This is a genomic window from Elstera cyanobacteriorum, assembly GCF_002251735.1.
Lineage (GTDB): Bacteria > Pseudomonadota > Alphaproteobacteria > Elsterales > Elsteraceae > Elstera > Elstera cyanobacteriorum.
Genome location: NZ_NOXS01000031.1, coordinates 329,389 through 348,271, shown reverse-complemented (window position 1 = coordinate 348,271; position 18,883 = coordinate 329,389). Strand labels below are relative to the sequence as shown.

The following is an 18,883-nucleotide window of genomic DNA, read 5'->3' as shown; positions in this document are numbered from 1 at the left end:
CCGCGCAGGCCCCGATAGAAGGATGACGCATGCGCCTCCTCGTGCATGATTTTGGCTGCTACGCCTTCATCATTCCCCTCGCCCGCTGGTTTGCGGCGCAGGGGCACGAGGTCTTGCATCTGAGCGCCCGGGACTTGATCGGCCCCAAGGGGGCGCCCAGCCGGACCGTCGATGATCCTGCGGGCCTGACCTTCGATACGGTGGCTCTGGGTCGCCCGTTCCGCCGCTATTCCCTGCCCCGCCGCTTATGGGACGAAGCGCGCTATGGGCGCGGACTGGCGGCGGCCATCACGGCTTTCCAACCTGATCTGATCCTATCGGCGAATACGCCGCCGCTCGCCCAAGCGCTGGCCGCCTGGCATAGCCGCCGTCTGAAAATCCCCTTCGTTCCCTGGGTTCAGGATATTTTCAGCCTCGGCGCCGCCCCAATGGTCGGCACGCTGCCCGCCCCCCTCGCCGGGGTGGCGCTGGCGGCCCTGCGCTGGCTGGAGTTCGGCCCGATGCGGCGCGCGGCGGGCGTGATCACCATTGCCCCCACCTTCGTTGACAATCTGGCCGCAGCGGGCGTTCGGCACCCGCAGACGCTGGTGCAGGAAAACTGGGCCGTCCCGCTCCCCACCCCGCCCGCGCCCACCGCCTGGGCCGAGGGTCAGGGCCTTGGCACCGCGCGCATCCTGCTCGCGGCAGGCACTTTGGGGCAAAAGCACGATCCCGAGCTTCTGGCCCATTTGGCGACCGGTTTGGCGGATGATCCCCGCGTGCGGCTGGTCGTCGTCAGCGAAGGGCCGGGCCGGGACCGGCTGGAAGCGCTGAAGGCCGCCGGTGCCCTGCCCCATCTCGTGCTTCGCGACTATCAACCTGCCGCGCAGGTTCCGGCAATGCTGGCCAGCGCCGAGATTGGCATCGTGCAACTGTGCGCCAGCGCCAACGGCATGTCGATTCCATCGAAAGTCTATAGCTATGCGGCGGCGGGGTTACCGATCCTGGCGGCAATCCCCAGCGATAATCACGCCGCCCATCTCATCCGAACCCACGGGTTGGGCCTCGTCGTCGGGCCGGATGATGTGGCGGGGTTTCTCGCCGCTGCCCGGCGGTTGCTTGACGATCCGGCCTTGCGGCTAGCCTGCCGGGCGGCGGGCCTTTCCTTCACCGCCGAACACGGTAACATTGACCGGATCGGTCAACGGATGATGGCATTTCTGAACCAAGTCCGGCATAGAGACGGCAGTACTCTGGGATCGGCGCGGGGACGATTGTGAACGAGACACCGGCGACGCTTCCCCCTATCCCCGTGCTGCCCGCCAGCCCAGAGGGCGACTTCCTGCGCCGGGTTGCGCTGTGGCCGGTCCGCAAACCCCTGCTAACCCCGGCGATGCTCACCGAGATCGACCGACCTGCGATGATCAAACTGGCGCAAAAACACCGGCTGCTCCCCGCGCTGTCCTGGGCCGTCGCCGCCAGTGGTGACATAGCGCTATGGCCTGAATTGCAGGCGGTCCAGCGCCGCGTCAGCATCCGCGCACTCCGCCAAGCCGCCGAGACCGCGCGGCTTCTCGACCTCTTTGCACGCGCCGGGTGCCGCGCCCTCGTGCTGAAGGGCCAGGCGCTGAGCCTTCAGCTCTATGGCCGCGCCGATTTGCGCATGTCGTCGGATATCGACTTCCTGGTTGACCCCGCCATGAAGACTGTCGCTCACAACCTGATGGTCGAAAATGGGTTTACGCCAACCTATCCCGTAGACGTTGAAACTCTATCCTTCATCAATAAGGACCAAGTTTACACCTCAAACAAACTTCGTATCGAACTTCACTGGCGTTTATTCGATAATCAGGCGCTGCTGCCCTGGTCGTTTGACGAGCTTTGGGCAAACCGTTCTTCCGTTATCTTGATGGAAAGTCAGGAAGCGCCAACGCTGGCGCGCCATCATCATATTTTGTATCAGGCCTTGCATGGTCTGAAGCACGGTTGGCGGCGCGCCCGCTGGTTGGTCGATCTTACCGTGGCGCTGCAAGACGACGCCGACCGAAAGGCGCTTTTCGCACTTGCCCAACACTATAATTTAATCCCGGCCCTGGCCCATACCACCCGACTGGCGCAGAGCGTGTTCGAGGTCGATCTACCAATTCCCGTGCCGATCCGTTGGCACCAGCGGGCGATTGCCGGGCGCATCGATCAGCGCATCCGCCATCTGATCGACATCCCGATGACGCCCGATGATCTTGATCTGGCGACCTGGGCCAAACAGCGCTTCCACGAAAAGCTCCTCGATCTCCTGATTTGCCCGAGCCTCAAAGGCTTCCTGATCGAAATCAAACATTACTTCATCGGGATCGGCGACGTGATCGATGCCAAACTTCCGAAGCATTTGCTGTGGGCCTATATCGCGATCCGCCCGATCCTACTGCTGCGGCGCATGGTTCTACGCAAACGCACCCACCCCCGGCGCCCACAGTGAGTGGCCGGGGCGCGCGGGAAAGCCTGTTGCGGGCCCTGGATAATTTTTGTGTAATCCCGCTCGCTTTGTCGAAAGACCTGGGGCCGGACTGTCGAACCCTGTTCTTAGCTATCGGTGGCGCGGGCATATGCCCAGTGCCGCCCCAACGGAGATAGGCATGTCCGACCGGTTGTTCCGCGCCCTGCTGCTGCTGCTCTGCCTGGCCCCGCTGCCGTTTGGTAGCCATCGGCCCTGGGCCTGGAGCCTGCTGAGCGTGCTGGTCGGTCTGCTGCTGTGCGCCTGGGGCTATGGGGTGCTGCGCCGCCGGGTGCGCCTCGCCGTCCCGTTCCCAGCGGTTGCCCCGGTGCTGCTGGCGGCAGGCGCCGTGCTGCTCTGGGCCACCGTTCAAGCCGCAATCCCCTTTGCCGCCCCGCTGACCCATCCGCTATGGGCGGAAGCGGCGGTCGCCCTTGGTCAGCCCGTCCGCCCTGCGCCGATTTCGCTCGATCCCGCCGCGACCTGGGGCGCTGTTCAGCGCTGCCTGACCTATGGCGGGGTTTTCTGGCTGGCTCTCCAACTGGGCCGCGACCGTGAACGGGCCTATCTCGGCCTGCATTGGCTGGCCCGCGCTGCGGTTGCCTACGCAGTGTACGGGCTCGTGCTGTTTTTCGCGGGGATTGAGGCGATCCTGTGGTTTCCGAAATGGGCCTATCTCGGCGATCTGACCGCCACTTTCGTTAACCGCAATGCCTTTGCCACCTACGCCGGGCTGGGGCTGCTGATCTGCCTTGCCCTTGCCATTCATGCGCTTTACCGCGCAACCAGCGGCGGGCGACGCACGTCCGACGAGGGGCGCCTGGGGCTGCGGGACCGGGTCTCGATCCTGATTACCGAGGCAGGCACGGCGATCTTGGGCGTTATCCTGCTCGGGACGGCGATCTTGCTCAGCCATTCGCGCGGGGGCTTTATGGCCACGGCGATCAGTATGCTGCTGCTTATTCTCGCCGCCGCTGCCGCCGGGCTGATCGCCCGCCGCTGGGCCGTTTTGTTGCTCTCGGGCATGCTCTGCCTCGGTACCCTGCTGGTCGCGGTCAGTGGCGAAACCACATTGGAGCGGATCGCCGAGAGCAATGAGCTTGAGGGGGAGCGCGGCGCCCTGTTCAGCCTGACCAGCGACGCCATCCTCGACGCCCCGTGGATTGGGCATGGTTTCGGCGCCTATCTTGCCGCGTTCAAACCCTATCGGTCCGCCGATCTGCATCGCGACGTGCTGTTTGATTACGCCCATTCCATGCCGCTTGAACAGGCGATGGAATTGGGGCTTCCGGCGGCGCTGCTGTGGCTGGTGGCCCTCCTGCTGATCCTGATCCGCTGTGGCATCGGCCTTGTTCAGCGGCGGCGCAGCCAGATTCACCCCGCCCTTGCTATCGCCGGGGCGGGGCTGCTGATCACCCATAATTTGTTTGATTTCAGTCTCGCCAACCCGGCGATCACCGCCCTTGCCGCTTATCTGACCGGGGTTGGGATGGCGCAATCCTGGCCGAGCGGCGAGTTTACGGCTGCGGCACCGGCGGGCGATCTAAGCGATTGACCCGCCGGAACTGCTGTTCATCGGCGGCGGTTGCCGTGGCTAAGGCCTCGATAATCACGGTTCGATAGGCCTGCACCGCCAAAAGCGCCGGGATATCCTGCGGATACATTACCCACACCAGCCGCACCTGACGCTGAACCAACTGCTGCGTATCGGCGTCCAGCGCCGGGTAAAGGTCCAAGGCTAAGCGCAGGCGCCCCCGCATCTTTTCCGGCAAGACCTGCCCTGCCAGCAGCGACACCCGCAGCGCCTGCCCCGCCGCCGCCACATTACCGTCCTTCAGGCGCAGGCGGGCAAGCCATAGCCATCCGTTCGGATCGCCCGGCGCCGTCCGCAACGCCGCTTCAAGGGTCGGCAAGGCCGCCGGATCCCCCGCCGAGAGGCGCATCAGGGCTTCTAGGCTAGCGCCCTGGTCGCTGGTCGCCCACGGTACGATCACTGGCCCCAGCCGCCCGGCTTCGGCCAGGGACTGGGCGATCTCGAGCAATAGCGCGGGGCGCGGCGCCTCTGGGGAGCGTTGAACCGCCTCAAGGCCAACCCGCGCCGGTTCAGCCTGCCAAACCGTCCAAAGTCGGGCGGCCCCGGCGAGAACGAGCAGGCCGCCAACGGCGACGGCAAAAACCGCCGCCCCGGCCCCGCCCGCGCGGCCCTTCGACTCAGTCTGCGTAGTAGCCGCCATAGCGCCCATAATATTGGCCATAGTCCCCATACCCATAGCGCGCGTGGCGGCGGGTATCGACCCGCGATAGCACGATGCCCGCAAGCTGCGCCCGGGCGTCGCGCAGCAGCCGAACACCGGTGCGCACGGCTTGGCGCGGCGTAGCGTTCCAGCGCACGAGATAGAGCACCCGGTCGGCCACCCCTGCCAGCACGCGGGTATCGGCAACGGCAAGCACCGGCGGCGTATCGAGAATGATGCGGTCGTAGCGCGCGCGCAGCATCTCCATCACCCGGTCCAACGCCTCGGCGGTCAGTTCCATCACCGGCTCGTCGGCCTTGCGCTTCTCGCTGCCCAGGCGCCCGGCGGGCAGGAAATCGATCTCGCCGACCGTATCGTGCACGATCAGCTCTTCCAGGGTCGCGGACCCATTCAACAACTGCATCATGCCGCGCGCGCCATCGACATTGATTGCCTTGTGCAACCGAGGACGGTGCAAATCGCCATCGATCAGCAGCACGCGCCCATCGGCCCGCTTATATTGGCGGGCGAGACTGAGCGCGACGAAGCTCTTGCCCTCTTCCGGGACCGAGGAGGTGACCATAATCACCTTATCGTCCGGTGTACCAGACAAGGTTAAGGCCGTGCGCAAGGTTCGGAACGCATCCGCCAACCCCGACCGGGGGCGCTTCAATACCTGCAACTCCGCCGGTCCGCCCCGCCGCCGGGCGGCAGGAATCGCCGCAAAGACCGGCAATCCGGTGATATCCTCCGCCTCATTGGTGGAGCGGACGGCATTATCGAGATGATCAAGCAGGAAGACCAGGGCAACCCCTGCCCCGAGGCCGAGCAGTACCACCGCAAAAGTGATCAGGCGGGACCGCGGCGACGAGGGAGCGGTCGGGATTTCGGCCGGGGATAAAACCCGCGCATTGGCGCGCTGAATCCGGTCCTGTTCCGCATCGCGTTTAAAGCGCGCCAAGAAGGATTGATAGAGCTCGCGGCTGGTTGCCGCATCGCGTTCCAACTCGCGCAGCCGGATTTCGGCTTCCCCCGCCGTATCGGACGTCCGGCGCAGCAGGCTCAACTCGCGCTCCAGCGTCCGCACCCCGGCCGCCGCCACCTCCACCTCATTGGCGATCGAGGTGCCGATTTTTTCAACTTCCGAGGCGATTTTGGCGCGCAGTTCATTGAGGTCGGCGCGCAGAGCGATCAAGCGCGGGTGACGGTCGCCGAAAGTCTTGGTCGCGTCCGACATTTCGCGGATCAGCGCCACTTCCTGTTCGCGCAGGCGCTGGATAAGCTGGGATTGCAGCACATCGATCGAGGTTTCGACCGAGCCGCGCTGACGGATCAGCGACCGGACTTGATCCAACCGCGCCTGCTTCTGCGCCAGGTCGGACCGGGCGAGCACGAGGCGGGAGTTAATCTCGCTCAACTGCTGTTCGTTAATCGTCCCCGACCGATCAGAACTGCGGCGCAGATTATTGGCAATCCGATATTGTTCGACCGCAGCTTCGGCGACCGCAACATCGCGCCGCAGACCTTCAAGCCGCTCCGACAGCCAGCCGGTCACCCGGCGGGTTTCCTGGAAACCAACTTCCAGCCGGTCGAGAATATAGAATTCCACCAGCATATTGGCGATGCGGGCGGCCTTTTCCCGGTTTTCGGAGGAAACGGCCACAGTGATGACATAAGAACGACGGGACGCGCGGACATCGACTCGGCTTAAAAAGCGCTGGATGATGCGGGCCTGCGCCATCCGCTCCTGCGCGTCTTGGGACAGTTCGACCGTGGGGGCCGATGGCGCCGGGCGCCACTCTTCCGGCAACCACTGCAGCGATAGCGCATCGGCCATGAAGCCCGCGAAGGCCGAGGGTTTCCGCAGTCTGGCGTTATATTCCGGGTCATTGTCGAGACCAAGTTTCTCGATCACCCGCAGCGCCAAGGGGGTCGAGGTCAAGACCTCCGACTCTGTCATCACCGCCGCCTCGTTCAGGCGTTGGCGATAGGGATTATTCCGATCCAACAGCGTATCGTTATTCTCGCTGCTTTCGATCAGAACTTCAGCCGTCGCCGTGTAAAGCGGCGTCACCTGCTGCAAATAAAGAATGGTCGGGACCAACAGCAGCAGCAGGACGGCAAGGATCAGGAACTTTCCCCGCCATATAACGCCCCGCACCCAACGGATCGTATCCCGTCCCTGAAAGGCCGAGGCTATCGGGGACGATGGAACGGGCGGCAACGGCTGAGCCGATTGAGACACGAAAACTTCCCCTTAGCCCTACATCTGCAACCCAAGGCGCAACCCGATGAAGTTCTGGCTGAAGCTACGCGCCGTCAACTCCGAGTCCTTCGTCCGGTGCGCAAGCTCGGCGCTGACGAAGACATTTTCATTGAAGGCATAGGTAACGCGCCCCCGCAGCTCGTACAGCACCGAGTCGCGGTTCAAGCCCTTAAAATCATCGTAATAGATGCCGCCGAAACCGGTCAGCAGAATATTGCGGGCATATTCATGGCGGACCAAGACCGACGCCGAGGTGCGGACCATCCCCGAGGCATTCAGGACCGTCGTTTCCTGGATCGACCGTTCGAGAGTGGGGACGACCAAGGTCAGGCGCGACGGCGTCCAGTTGAACGACGCCTTAAACGCCAGCCCTGCCGGATCTTGGAAGCGCTTGTCCTTATAGTCTTGCGACAAATAGCCGACCAAGAAATCGCCGCGAATGGTCTCGGCGAGATCGACGCCGATACCGCCTTCGATGCGATAGCCTTTGCTGTCGCGGTTATAGCCCGCGCGGTCAGTTGCGCGATCATAGTCGCGCTGGTTCACCGACGCCGCGAGAACCGCCGCATAGCCTGGGAAGATTTCATAAGAAGCCCGGCCCGAAACAAGAAACTGGGTCCGGTCGCGGTCGGAATTATCGATGGTGCCGACCGTCGTCGGGACGTTGTCGTAGGAATAACTGGTAACGCCCGCATCCAAACCGAATGTGTAGCGGCCTTGGCGCACCTTGCCGCCCAGCCGCCCATCGTTCATCCACAGTTTTGTCGGCTCTTTGCCCTGCACCGCATCGTCGGCCCCGCGATCCTCGACAAGAGCCGAAAAATTATAGCTCCCGCTCACCTCAAGATCACGGTTGATCTCATAGAGACCATCCGTCAAAAAACGGCCTTGAACATTGTTATCGTCGGTATATTTCCAATATTGATTAAGCTCAGCTTGAACATTGGTGTTCCAAGTGTAATTTGGCTCTTTCAACCGAAGCGTCGCCTCCGGCCGAACGACCGTAATAAAATCACCCTTCGTATTATGCTGGGTCGCATAGATATTATCGTTATAAGTCTGATCGATTTCAACTTTTGGCAACAGCAGGAACTTACCGAGGGTAATGCCCTTCGGCTGATACCGATCCGCGAGTTGTTCGGTATCGTCGCTTTCCCTGATATTGGTCGGCGGGTTGGGATCGGTGGTGATTTTTGCCCCCCCCGCCCGGCGCGGATCTTGCCCCGGCGAGGTATCAGGACGGGTCGGCATCTGAGCCAGCGCCGTGCACGACATGAGCACCGACAGACCGATGACACTGCTTTGCCGCCAGGTACCCAATTTCAGCAGTCGCATCATCTCACCACTCTCCCCAAAAGGGGTTAACCCTTGATTGACATAACCAGATGTTGTGCGGCGGTCCGACCTGAAAAACAAGCCAGGAAACACACCGATCCTGGGAAAAACGCCATTTTATGACGCTGCAGGCGCCCCCGTCTGCAAAAATGCCTCCGTGGCATCATCGATTACCAAGGCGGTTAGGATACCGGAATGATAGGCGCCCGTATCGATCCCAACCCGGTTCGGGCGCACATCGGGCCGGTCGGTAATCGTATGCCCGTGGACAATCTTGCGATCAAACCGGGTGCGGCTCGATAAAAATGGTTCGCGAATCCAGAGAAGATCGTCGGTCTTCTGGGCCTCCCACGCCAATCCGGGGCGAATCCCGGCGTGGACGAACCCATAGCCCCCGTGGCTCCATCGGTCGCGCAGGGTTTCCAGAAACTGCCTATGGGGCGCAGGAAGCCGGGCGGCCAATCCTTCCGAGAGTTTGTGCCGCCACAAGGGCCCACCGCCGGGGCTGACGCCATAGCTGCTTAAGGTTTCAAGCCCGCCATAATCCAGCCACTCGGCCCCCGCCTCGGGATCGGCGAGGAAGGTTAGCATCGCGTCTTCGTGATTACCGCGCAGAAAGATCCGCTCGGCACCGCTAACCGGTGGCGGCGCCAGCAAGCGGTCAATCACCCCGGCGCTATCCGGCCCCCGGTCGATATAATCGCCGACGTAAACGAGCGTGACGGGCCTGGCTAACACCCTCAGGCGCTGCACCGCATCAGCCGCAATCTTTGCGTGCAGATCATCCAGTTCCCGGGCGCAGCCGTGAATATCCCCAATGGCATAGATCAGCGCCCCCGAACCCGGTTCCGAACGGCTGTCGAGGGCTGCCGTCGCGCCCCCGAACCGTTGACGCAGACGGGCAAGAAACCCAGCGCGCAGAACCATCCCCCTCGCCCTTTCTCTGTGCAAAACTCTCTGGTCGCCATATTTTTAAAACCACCGGGCGTTAAAAAACTTGTAGCATCACCGCATGCTGAAAGGTACCCCAACGGCATCCTCTCCCTCCCTCTAATAAGGGGCGAGACTCCGCCGTGAGCAAAAAAGGTGAAAAGGCAATGGACCCTATTCGGAAGCCAACCCCCGCCCGCAACCGTTTTATCGCCTTGGCCGCTGCTGCCAGCCTGGGGCTGCTGACCGCCTGCGGCGGCGGTATTTCGCTGCCGGGCGATCAGGCCCCGGCGACCATCGCCAATCCTGCCGAAACCTATGTGCTGGAGCCGGGAAACCGCATCCGCGTCACCGTGTTCAATCAGCCCAACTTATCCGGCGATTTCCAGCTCGATCCAGGCGGCGCGCTGACCCTGCCGCTCATCGGCTCGGTCCCGTCTACTGGGGTGACCGCGCGCGGTTTGGCCGAACGGCTGGAAGAACGGATGAAGCGCGACGGCTATCTGCTGGAGCCGCGCGTGACGGTGGAAGTGCTGACCTTCAATCCCTTTTATGTGATGGGCGAAGTCCGTGCGCCGGGTGAGTTTCCCTATGCGATGGGCATGACCGTTTTGTCGGCGATTGCGCGCGCTGGGGGCTATGATTACCGGGGCCGTCAGGGCGAGGTTGTTTTGGTCCGCACCTCTGGCGGCAAGCAGCAGGAATTCCGCGCCAACGAACGCACCCCGATCCTGCCGGGCGATATCGTCCGCGTCTTGGAACGCAATTTCTAAGCGAACGGTTCAAAGCACCTGCCCGCCCCCGACGATCTGATCCTCGGGGGCGGGCTGCTGATTTAGAGCAAATCCCGAGCGGGTGCCCGATGCGCTTTGCGCGTAAAACGCGCAGACACCCGCGACGACGCATTTGCTTATAAAATAAAAGGTTAGAGCGCTTGTCGTGAGCCAAAGCGAACGGAAAGCGCTCTAATGGTGCTGACCGGCGGCGGGGCCGGTTGATCCGGCGCGCTCCACCGTCACCGTAACGGTCACCGCCCCAGCCTTCTCGAAGGTCAGCGTTAAGGGAAAGCTGCTCCCCAGCTTCAACGGCTGCTTCAGTCCCATCAGCATCAGATGAAACGTGCCCGCCGGGCTTAACTCGGCCTTCTGTCCCGGCTGCAGATCGAGCGCACCGATGTGATGCATCTCAACGACCGTATCTTTCTTCACATTCATATGAAGCTCTACCCGCTCGGCCACCGGGGCAGCGGCAGACAGCAGCCGGTCGGCGGCAGCGCCGGTATTGGTCAACACCATATAGGCGGCGCCATTGCTCATCGAACTGGTGGTAGCGCGGGCGAAGGGGTGATTGATGGTAATCGGCCCGGCTTTGAAGTCATGGGCCTCTGCCGCACCGGCAGCTAGCGTCAGCCCCAGCAGGGCCGCGCGGAGAAAGGATAAGGACATGGGAACCTCGTAATAAGATGGAAAAGAAGGGTTCTCATGCCCGTTGCGGCGGGGCGCGCGGCTGCTGCGGCCCCTGGCGCATCGGCAACCCCGGTTCGGCCCCGCCCAGCCGGGCGACATAGCGAAACATCTGCGCATCCGGTCGGGGCAAAACCGGCCCGGACGGCAAGAGAACCGGGCCACGTGCGGCCCCAGGCGGGCAACAGGGGTGGCACAGGCTGTCCCCCCCGTCGCGCGGTGCCTCGCCCTCCCCCGCGCGGCAGAGGGCGACCGGCCCGCCGAGCCATTGGATCAGGGCGCGTTCCGCCTGCCCCGCCGCCGTCACCCGGCCACCCTCCATCCCGGCGAGCGGCTGAAGCAGCAGCAGCGCCCCCAAGAGGGCAAAGAGCAACGGTTTTGGGGTAAAACGCATTATGGTCCGACACGGCGGCAAAGGACGAACATACAAGGCGCTTCACGGAGCGGGGTCAAGAGGGCGTCCCCTCGTGCCCCTCGCCGTCATGTCCGGGCCGAACGACCGTAACCGTGCAGGGGGCTTCCGCAGCGACTTCCGCCGAAACGCTGCCGAGCATGGAGCGCAGGGTGGAGCGTGCCCGCGCACTCATCACGATATGGTCGATGTGATTGGCCCGCGCAAAATCGAGGATCGCCGCCGCGGGGGATAGGGCCTCCAACACGTGAAACGTCACCCGTGCCTCCCCCAACCCCAGGGGCCGCGCCCAATGGCCAAGGTCGAGCAACCGTTGCATATGTTTGTTCGTGCCGGTTTCATCCAGCGTCGTATCCAGCCCCAGACGGTTGAGCTTCAGGACGTTGACGCAGGCAAGCCGCGCGTGCGGTAGCGCCCCCAGAACTTGCCGAACGGTGGCGCGCATGGCATCCGCCACGGCGTCCGATTGGGTGGCGGGGTCGATGGCCACCAAAATAATCGGCGCCTCGCTGCGATAATCGCGCGATACTGTCAGCAGCGTATCCTGCCGCATCCGGCGCCGCCAGACGGTGAGACCCCCATCTTGCGCCAGCCGCTCGGCGCGGGCGGTCAGCGGCATTTGTTCCGGCGCGCGCAGATCCAACGCCAATTGCGCCGCCGTTGGGTGCCGATCCTTCGGATCGACGGAGAGGCAGCGCAGGATAATCTCTTGCAGCCAGGGCGGGCAGTCGGGGCGCAGTTTGCGCGGGGGGACCGGATCGCGCCACAAGCGTTTCTTAAGGCCTTTCAAGGTTTGCGGATCGCCGAAGGGCCGCACATTGGTCAGGAAGAAATAGAGCAGCGCCCCCAGGGCGAAAATATCCGACCGCGCATCGCGCCGCTGCCCCAGTACCTGTTCCGGCGCCATATAGGGGGCGGTGCCATAGGGCAGCCGAAATTCTTCGGCCATCAAATCGGGCAAATGCAGATGGGCCGACAGGCCGAAGTCGATCAACACCATCTCGCCGGAGGGGCGTTCCATCAGGTTCGATGGTTTCACGTCGAGATGGATAACATCCTGCCGGTGCAAAGCGTGCAGCGCCTGGGCAATGCGGGCGCCGAGATCGGCAACTTCCGCCACTGGCAATGGCAAGTCGGGCAACCGGTCGAGCACGGGGCGGCCCTCGATCCGCTCCATCACCAGATAGGGGATGCCACTCACCTCCCCCCGCGCGATGAACTTTGGCACATGGGGGCCAGTGAGGCGCGGCAGGATCATCTGTTCCATTTCGAAACTGACGATGGCCGCCGGGTCTTCACCTTCCGACAGGATCGGTACTTTCATGATCAGCGGCGGCTCCCCCGTCGGCGGCCGAACCGCCCAGAGTACCGCCATACCGCCACGATGCAGTTGGGCTTCGATTGTAAACCCGTCGATGACGCGCCCGGGTTCAAATTTCAGAACCATCTTAGTGCCCCCGGAACAGACGGTCAGCCAGCAAGGCGGGCAGCCCCGCCGCACGGATTTTCGCTGCCGCCGTTGCGATGTCGTAAGGAACCCGCTGTGCGGTCAGCATCGCCGTGCGGGTATCATAGAGCGCATAGGCCGCCGCCGGGTTGCCGTCGCGCGGTTGACCGACCGAGCCGATTAGCCCCAGCCAACGGCGGGGCGGCAGCAAGGGCACCGGCACCCCGGCGGACGGAATGAAGCGTGTGATCTTATCCAGCGACGAGAGGCTATAGACGCAGGGTTCGTGGACATGGCCCGAGAAGACCAGCCGGGCTGCCGTGCCTTCCAGACTGGTGCGGGCGGTCAGCGCATCGGTCACGTAGCGCCAACGCTCCGGCGCCGAGGCATCGGCATGAACATAGAGCCGATCATCATCGGGCACGGTTAACGGTAACCCAGCGAGAAACGCCAGCGCCGCCGTATCAAGCTGCGGGATCGTCCAGCGAATCGCTGCTTGCGCCGCTTCGTTCATCCGGTCGTTGCGGCCCAGGGCGGCCTCATCATGATTACCGCGCACGGCAATGGCGCCCTCGGCCACCAGCGCCGCCACGGTCTGCACGACCCACAGCGGATCGGCGCCATAGCCGACGTAATCGCCGAGAAAAACGAACCGATCAGCCCCACGCGCCCGCGCATGCGCAAGGCAGGCGCTGAACGCTTCCCGGTTGCTGTGAAGATCGGTCATCAGCGCGATCAGCATCTGGTCCTCCCCGCCGTCCCCCGATGATAAGCCCCCGGGGGTTTTGGCGTAGTATAGCCGCCCTGCGGCGATTATCCGACCGGTTGGACGACCCGCACCTCAACCCCGGCCGCCCGCAACCCGTCCAACGCCGGCGGGGGCGCGCTGGGATCGGTAATCACCATGCGCAGCCGGTCGAGCGGGCACAGGCTGATCGACCCGCGGTTCTCGAACTTCGACCCCACGACCATCAGGATCACATCCTGCGCGCGCTTCAGCAGCTTTAGATTGGCGCGGGCGATCAGCGGATCGGCCTCGATCACTCCCATAGGCGACAGGCCATAGCAGCTCATGAAAAGTTTGGAGGCGGAATAATGCTGAACCGCATCGTCTTCAAACGGCGAGAGAACGATCCCCTGTTCGGGATACACTTCGCCACCCGGCAGCACCACCCGGCTTTCCGTGCTCGCCGCCAGCAGGGCGCTGGCAATGGGGAAGGAGTTGGTGAGGATATGCAGACGCCGGTGAATCAGCGGCTCCACCATCTGGTAGGCCGTCGCCCCCGCGCTGATGATAATCGCCTCGCCATCCTCACAAAGATCGACCGCCGCGCGAGCAATCGCCGTTTTACGCGGATCATGGCCGGGTACCGGCACGGGCGCTTGCGGGACGCGGGGGGCGAAATCCGCCGCATCCAAGGACTGCACCCCGCCGTGAACCCGGCGGATCAACCCCGCATCGGCAAGCTCGGTCAAATCGCGGCGGATCGTAGCGCTGGAAACGCCCGTGCGGGCGATCAACTCGCGCACGGGAACCACCACCCTTTCGCGCGTCAGCTTGAGGATCAATTGCGCTCGTTCTTGTTCGTGCATGGCAGTCCCCCTTTTCCCTAACATGGGGCCAAGGGGGGCACACCAGCCATGATTTGAATCAAGAGCGCCTAAAAGTCCCGCTGCGATAGATGTCCCCCAAAAAAGACGGGCGAGCACATAGGTCTCGCCCGCAGGGGAAACTTATCGGATAGCGCTTATTCGGCGGCGCTGGCGGCCGCCAATTGCGTCGGGACTTGCAGACGGCCAATCATTTCACGCGGCACCACCTGCCAGAAATGACCGATCTGACGATCCCAATCGGCCAGCAAGCTCATCGCCCACTTCGACCCCGTAGCCTGAACATGCTGTTCGATCAGATCGCGCAGGATGTTTTCCCAATGGGGCACGTCGACGCGGTGATGCAGCACGGTTTCGGGGTTGATGCGATGCCGGAAGCTATCGTCTTCGTCGTAGACGAAGGCCATGCCGCCGGTCATGCCTGCACCGAAATTATCGCCGACCGCGCCGAGAATAACCGCCGTACCGCCGGTCATATACTCGCAACCGTTCGATCCGCAGCCTTCGACGACCACTTGGGCGCCGGAGTTGCGCACGGCAAAGCGTTCACCCGCCTGCCCCGCCGCGAACAATTGGCCCGCCGTCGCGCCGTAGAGCACCGTGTTCCCAATGATCGTATTGCGGTTCGTCACCAGCGGGCTGGCAGTCATTGGACGCACGATGATACGCCCGCCCGACAGGCCCTTACCCACATAGTCATTGGCATCGCCGAAAACTTCCAGCGTCAGCCCTTGCACCGCAAAGGCCCCCAAGGACTGACCCGCCGAGCCGCGCAAGCGCACGGTGACGTGATCATGGTTCAGCCCGGTCATGCCGAACTGCTTGGTCAAATGATACGACAGGCGGGTACCGATAGCGCGGTAGGTGTTGCGGATGTTGTAGGTGAGCTGCATCTTCTCACCCGCCTCGAACACCGGATGGGCATCCTTGACGATCTGCGCATCCAGCGTATCCGGCACCTCGTTGCGGCCTTCCAGCGTGCAATAGCGCGGATATTCGCCCGGATCGGCCTGGGCCAGCAGCGGGTTGAGATCGAGATCATCGAGCGTATGGGCGCCACGGCTGACCTGGCTTAGCAGATCCGTCCGCCCAATGATTTCATTCAGCGAGCGCACGCCGAGGTCGGCCAAGATTTCGCGAACTTCTTCGGCGATGAAGCTGAAGAGGTTCACCACTTTTTCCGGCGAGCCATCGTATTTAGCGCGCAGGGCTTCGTCTTGGGTGCAGACGCCGACCGGGCAGGTATTGCTATGGCACTGGCGGACCATGATGCAGCCCATCGCCACCAGCGACGCCGTACCGACGCCGAATTCTTCGGCCCCGAGCATCGCCGCGATGACCACATCGCGCCCGGTCTTGATGCCGCCGTCGGTGCGCAGACGGATGCGATGCCGCAGCCGGTTGAGGGTCAGCACCTGATGGACTTCGGAGAGGCCCATTTCCCACGGGGCGCCCGCGAATTTAATCGAGGTTTGCGGGCTGGCACCCGTCCCGCCGACCTGGCCCGAGATCAGGATGATATCCGCCTTAGCCTTAGCCACACCTGCCGCAATCGTACCGATGCCGGAGCGGGCGACCAGCTTCACGCAGACCATGCAGTTCGGGTTGATCTGCTTCAGGTCGTAAATGAGCTGCGCCAAATCTTCGATCGAATAGATGTCATGGTGCGGCGGCGGCGAGATTAGCATCACGCCGGGGGTGGAATGACGCAGGCGGGCGATCATCTCGGTCACCTTGAAGCCGGGCAACTGCCCGCCTTCGCCGGGCTTCGCGCCCTGGGCAACCTTGATTTCAAGCTCGCGGCAGTTGACGAGGTAATCCGCCGTCACGCCGAAGCGGCCCGACGCCACCTGCTTGATCGCCGAATTGGCGTTGTCGCCGTTCGGCAGCGGCTTGAAGTACTTCGAATCTTCCCCGCCTTCACCGCTATCGGACTTCGCCCCGATGCGGTTCATGGCGATCCCGAGCGTGCGGTGGGCTTCCGGCCCAAGCGCGCCCAGGGACATGCCCGGCGTGACAAAGCGCTGGCGAATCTGGGTGATCGATTCCACTTCTTCCTGCGGAACGGCATTGCGGCCGCCCTTGAAGTCTAGGAGATCGCGCAGGGCAATCGGCGGCAGCTTGCGGGTCGCGTCGGAATATTTCTTGTAGGTCGCATAGCTGTCGGTGGCGACCGCCGTTTGCAGCATATGGATCAGGTCCGCCGTCCAGGCGTGGGTTTCGCCCTTGCGGCGATAGCGGTAGAAGCCGCCGATGGGCAGCACGGCCGCATCGCCCTGGAACGCTTTGGCGTGCTGGCCGGTCACCTCTTCTTGAATACCGCTCATCCCCAGGCCGGAAATACGGCTGGTCATGCCGGGGAAGAATTCCGCCACCAGGGTGCGCGACAGGCCAATCGCTTCGAAATTATAGCCGCCGCGATAGGACGACAGCACCGAAATGCCCATCTTGGACAGGATCTTCAGCAGCCCGTCGTCGATGGCCTTCTTAAAGCGCTTAATGCAGTCTTCGAGCGGCAAGGTGCCGAACAGGCCGCGCGCGTGACGGTCGGCGATGGCTTCTTCCGCCAGATAGGCGTTGATCGTCGTCGCGCCGACGCCGATCAACACCGCGCAATAATGCACATCCAAGCATTCCGCCGAGCGGACGTTCAGCGAGGTAAAGGTGCGCAGGTTCTGCCGCACAAGGTGGCTATGAACACCGCCCGCCGCCAGGATCATCGGCAGCGGCGCCCGGCCTTGGCTGATGGCCGCATCGGTCAGCACCAGATGGGTGCAGCCGGCACGCACCGCGTCTTCGGCCTCACGCTGAACGCGCTTCAGCGCATCGCGCAGGGCGAACTCGCCGCCCTTGGGGTCGAAGGTGCAGTCCACTTCAGCGGCGGTATCGGCCATATAAGCGCGCATCGCCAGGAATTCCGCCGTGGACAGAATCGGGCTGTCGAGCTGCAGCAGATGGCACTGGCTTTCATCTTCTTCGAGGATGTTGCCGAGGTTGCCGAGGCGCGTGCGGATCGTCATCACCCGGCGTTCGCGCAGCGAATCGATGGGCGGATTGGTGACCTGGCTGAAGTTCTGGCGGAAATAGTGCGACAGCGGCCGATATTGGCCCGACAGCACCGCGAGCGGCGTATCGTCGCCCATCGAGCCGACGGCTTCCTTGGCGTCCTCCACCATCGGGTGCAGGATTAGTTCCAGGTCTTCCGTGGTCCAGCCAACGGCGATCTGCTGGCGGCGCAGCGTATCGCGGTCCAGCCGTTCGACCGGCAGGGAATGACCTTTAATGATACCATCGATGCGGGTGATCTGCTGCACCCAGCGCCCGAACGGCTTGCGCGACGCCAGCTCGTCCTTAATCTCCGCATCGTGGAACACGCGCCCACGCTGCAGATCGACGCCGATCATCATCCCCGGCCCCAGGCGGCCCTTTTCCAGCACCGTCTGTTCATCGACCTTGACCATCCCGGCTTCCGACCCGGCAATCAGCAGACCGTCGCCGGTGATGACGTAGCGCATCGGGCGCAGACCGTTACGATCCATGCCGCCCAGCACCCAACGCCCGTCATAAGCGGCCAGCGCCGCCGGACCATCCCAGGGTTCCATCACGCTATTGCAGTAGGAATATAGGTCGCGCCAGCTATCGGGCGTCGTGCCTTCGTCGGGGTTCCAGGCTTCCGGCACGCACAGGGTTTTCACCATCGGCAGCGGACGGCCACCGCGAATCAGCACTTCGAACACGCTATCGAGCGCCGCCGAATCGGAGCTGCCGGGCTGCACGATCGGCTTAATATCTTCCATCAGATCGCCGAACACGTCGCTCGCCATGCGCGGTTCGTGGCAGGCCATCCAATTGACATTGCCGCGCAGCGTGTTGATTTCGCCGTTGTGCGCCAGCACGCGGAACGGCTGGGCCAGGCGCCACGTCGGGAAAGTATTGGTCGAATAGCGCTGATGGTAAATCGCAAAATTCGAGATAAACCGCGGGTCCAGCAGGTCGGGATAGAAGGCGGTGCATTGTTCGGCCAGGAACATGCCCTTGTAGATGATCGACCGGCAGGACAACGAACAGATGTAGAAATCGTTGATCCGCGCCTCGGCTACCCGCTTTTCAATGCGGCGGCGAATGACGAACAGATCGTTTTCGAACTGGCTTTCGTTCACGCCGCGCGGGTTGGCGATGATGATCTGTTCGATTTCCGGGCGCGAGGCATTGGCCTTTTCACCGCAAATATCGACGTTCACCGGCACCTGGCGCCAGCCGTGAATGGTATAGCCGAAGTTCAGGATTTCGGCTTCGACGATGCAGCGGCAGCGTTCCTGCGCATCCAAATCGGTACGCGGCAGGAAGACCATGCCGACTGCCAGCTTCTCATTCTCCCGCGCCGGATGGCCGATCTGGCGAACGTAATCGAGGAAGAAGGTCTGCGGCACCTGAAGATGGATACCCGCACCGTCGCCGGTCTTGCCGTCGGCATCGACCGCGCCGCGATGCCAAATCGACTTCAGCGCCTGAATAGCGGCTTCCACCACGGCGCGCGTCGGCTTGCCGTCGATGGCCGCCACAAAGCCGACGCCGCACGCGTCATGCTCTTCGGACGGATGATACATCCCCGTCGCGGTCAGATGGGCCTGATTGCGGGCATAGGCAGCGGTAAAGGCTTCGCCCGATTCGATGATCTCGGTTTTCTTCTGATCCGTCATAGCTCTACCCTTTCC

14 protein-coding genes are annotated in these 18,883 nt (G+C 63.1%); 4 read left to right on the top strand and 10 right to left on the bottom strand.

What is annotated here, in order from left to right; genetic code table 11:
• Positions 1–29: 29 nt before the first annotated feature.
• The 3 genes from CHR90_RS08940 to CHR90_RS08930 all read left to right on the top strand — a co-directional run bounded on the left by CHR90_RS08940 (position 30) and on the right by CHR90_RS08930 (position 4,025).
• Positions 30–1,259: a glycosyltransferase family 4 protein gene (locus tag CHR90_RS08940; RefSeq protein WP_094408633.1), complete on the top strand. Its 1,230-nt coding sequence runs from the start codon at positions 30–32 to the stop codon at positions 1,257–1,259.
• Positions 1,256–2,455 (top strand): nucleotidyltransferase domain-containing protein, encoded by a 1,200-nt coding sequence (locus tag CHR90_RS08935; RefSeq protein ID WP_141210913.1) that lies wholly within the window; start codon positions 1,256–1,258, stop codon positions 2,453–2,455. The genes CHR90_RS08940 and CHR90_RS08935 overlap by 4 nt, the downstream gene beginning before the upstream one ends.
• Positions 2,456–2,612: 157 nt before the next feature.
• On the top strand, positions 2,613–4,025 hold the full coding sequence (locus CHR90_RS08930) for an O-antigen ligase family protein (protein WP_170941353.1): 1,413 nt from the start codon (positions 2,613–2,615) through the stop codon (positions 4,023–4,025).
• Here CHR90_RS08930 and CHR90_RS08925 read toward each other — a convergent pair.
• The 4 genes from CHR90_RS08925 to CHR90_RS08910 all read right to left on the bottom strand — a co-directional run bounded on the left by CHR90_RS08925 (position 3,988) and on the right by CHR90_RS08910 (position 9,232).
• Positions 3,988–4,704, bottom strand: coding sequence for a hypothetical protein (locus CHR90_RS08925; protein WP_094408630.1), 717 nt, complete (start codon positions 4,702–4,704; stop codon positions 3,988–3,990). The genes CHR90_RS08930 and CHR90_RS08925 overlap by 38 nt on opposite strands.
• A complete protein-coding gene (locus CHR90_RS08920) occupies positions 4,682–6,865 on the bottom strand; it encodes a GumC family protein (protein WP_229671545.1) in 2,184 nt (727 codons plus the stop codon). The genes CHR90_RS08925 and CHR90_RS08920 overlap by 23 nt, the downstream gene beginning before the upstream one ends.
• A 102-nt stretch (positions 6,866–6,967) precedes the next feature.
• A complete protein-coding gene (locus CHR90_RS08915) occupies positions 6,968–8,308 on the bottom strand; it encodes an outer membrane beta-barrel protein (protein WP_094408629.1) in 1,341 nt (446 codons plus the stop codon).
• 114 nt (positions 8,309–8,422) lie between these two features.
• On the bottom strand, positions 8,423–9,232 hold the full coding sequence (locus CHR90_RS08910; protein WP_094408628.1) for a metallophosphoesterase family protein: 810 nt from the start codon (positions 9,230–9,232) through the stop codon (positions 8,423–8,425).
• Positions 9,233–9,402: 170 nt separating this feature from the next.
• Between CHR90_RS08910 and CHR90_RS08905 the strand changes: the two genes are divergently transcribed.
• Positions 9,403–10,008: a polysaccharide biosynthesis/export family protein gene (locus CHR90_RS08905; RefSeq protein ID WP_094408685.1), complete on the top strand. Its 606-nt coding sequence runs from the start codon at positions 9,403–9,405 to the stop codon at positions 10,006–10,008.
• Between the two features lie 192 nt (positions 10,009–10,200).
• On the opposite strand, the gene CHR90_RS08900 is transcribed toward CHR90_RS08905, so the two are convergent.
• From CHR90_RS08900 to gltB, 6 genes are all read right to left on the bottom strand, one after another.
• The gene (locus CHR90_RS08900; RefSeq protein ID WP_094408627.1) at positions 10,201–10,680 is read right to left on the bottom strand and encodes a copper chaperone PCu(A)C; all 480 of its coding nucleotides are present in this window, start codon (positions 10,678–10,680) and stop codon (positions 10,201–10,203) included.
• A 34-nt stretch (positions 10,681–10,714) separates the two neighbouring features.
• Entirely contained in the window at positions 10,715–11,092 is a 378-nt protein-coding gene (locus CHR90_RS08895) for a hypothetical protein (protein WP_094408626.1), read from the bottom strand.
• Positions 11,093–11,147: 55 nt separating this feature from the next.
• Positions 11,148–12,557 carry a serine/threonine protein kinase gene (locus CHR90_RS08890; protein ID WP_094408625.1) on the bottom strand — a complete coding sequence of 470 codons (1,410 nt, stop codon included), beginning with the start codon at positions 12,555–12,557 and terminating at the stop codon, positions 11,148–11,150.
• Between the two features lies 1 nt (position 12,558).
• A complete protein-coding gene (locus tag CHR90_RS08885; RefSeq protein WP_094408624.1) occupies positions 12,559–13,299 on the bottom strand; it encodes a metallophosphoesterase family protein in 741 nt (246 codons plus the stop codon).
• Positions 13,300–13,370: 71 nt separating this feature from the next.
• A complete protein-coding gene (locus tag CHR90_RS08880; RefSeq protein ID WP_094408623.1) occupies positions 13,371–14,150 on the bottom strand; it encodes a DeoR/GlpR family DNA-binding transcription regulator in 780 nt (259 codons plus the stop codon).
• Between the two features lie 155 nt (positions 14,151–14,305).
• Positions 14,306–18,868: a glutamate synthase large subunit gene (gene gltB / locus CHR90_RS08875; RefSeq protein ID WP_094408622.1), complete on the bottom strand. Its 4,563-nt coding sequence runs from the start codon at positions 18,866–18,868 to the stop codon at positions 14,306–14,308.
• Between the last annotated feature and the right edge of the window lie 15 nt (positions 18,869–18,883).

What these genes read in the sequence shown, in the direction of transcription:
- CHR90_RS08890 (WP_094408625.1), bottom strand. Translation starts at nt 12,557, where the DNA reads ATGGTTCTGAAATTTGAACCCGGGCGCGTCATCGACGGGTTTACAATC.
- CHR90_RS08885 (WP_094408624.1), bottom strand. Translation starts at nt 13,299, where the DNA reads ATGCTGATCGCGCTGATGACCGATCTTCACAGCAACCGGGAAGCGTTC.
- CHR90_RS08910 (WP_094408628.1), bottom strand. Translation starts at nt 9,232, where the DNA reads ATGGTTCTGCGCGCTGGGTTTCTTGCCCGTCTGCGTCAACGGTTCGGG.
- CHR90_RS08900 (WP_094408627.1), bottom strand. Translation starts at nt 10,680, where the DNA reads ATGTCCTTATCCTTTCTCCGCGCGGCCCTGCTGGGGCTGACGCTAGCT.
- gltB (WP_094408622.1), bottom strand. Translation starts at nt 18,868, where the DNA reads ATGACGGATCAGAAGAAAACCGAGATCATCGAATCGGGCGAAGCCTTT.
- CHR90_RS08915 (WP_094408629.1), bottom strand. Translation starts at nt 8,308, where the DNA reads ATGATGCGACTGCTGAAATTGGGTACCTGGCGGCAAAGCAGTGTCATC.
- CHR90_RS08925 (WP_094408630.1), bottom strand. Translation starts at nt 4,704, where the DNA reads ATGGCGGCTACTACGCAGACTGAGTCGAAGGGCCGCGCGGGCGGGGCC.
- CHR90_RS08895 (WP_094408626.1), bottom strand. Translation starts at nt 11,092, where the DNA reads ATGCGTTTTACCCCAAAACCGTTGCTCTTTGCCCTCTTGGGGGCGCTG.
- CHR90_RS08905 (WP_094408685.1), top strand. Translation starts at nt 9,403, where the DNA reads ATGGACCCTATTCGGAAGCCAACCCCCGCCCGCAACCGTTTTATCGCC.
- CHR90_RS08940 (WP_094408633.1), top strand. Translation starts at nt 30, where the DNA reads ATGCGCCTCCTCGTGCATGATTTTGGCTGCTACGCCTTCATCATTCCC.
- CHR90_RS08880 (WP_094408623.1), bottom strand. Translation starts at nt 14,150, where the DNA reads ATGCACGAACAAGAACGAGCGCAATTGATCCTCAAGCTGACGCGCGAA.
- CHR90_RS08930 (WP_170941353.1), top strand. Translation starts at nt 2,613, where the DNA reads ATGTCCGACCGGTTGTTCCGCGCCCTGCTGCTGCTGCTCTGCCTGGCC.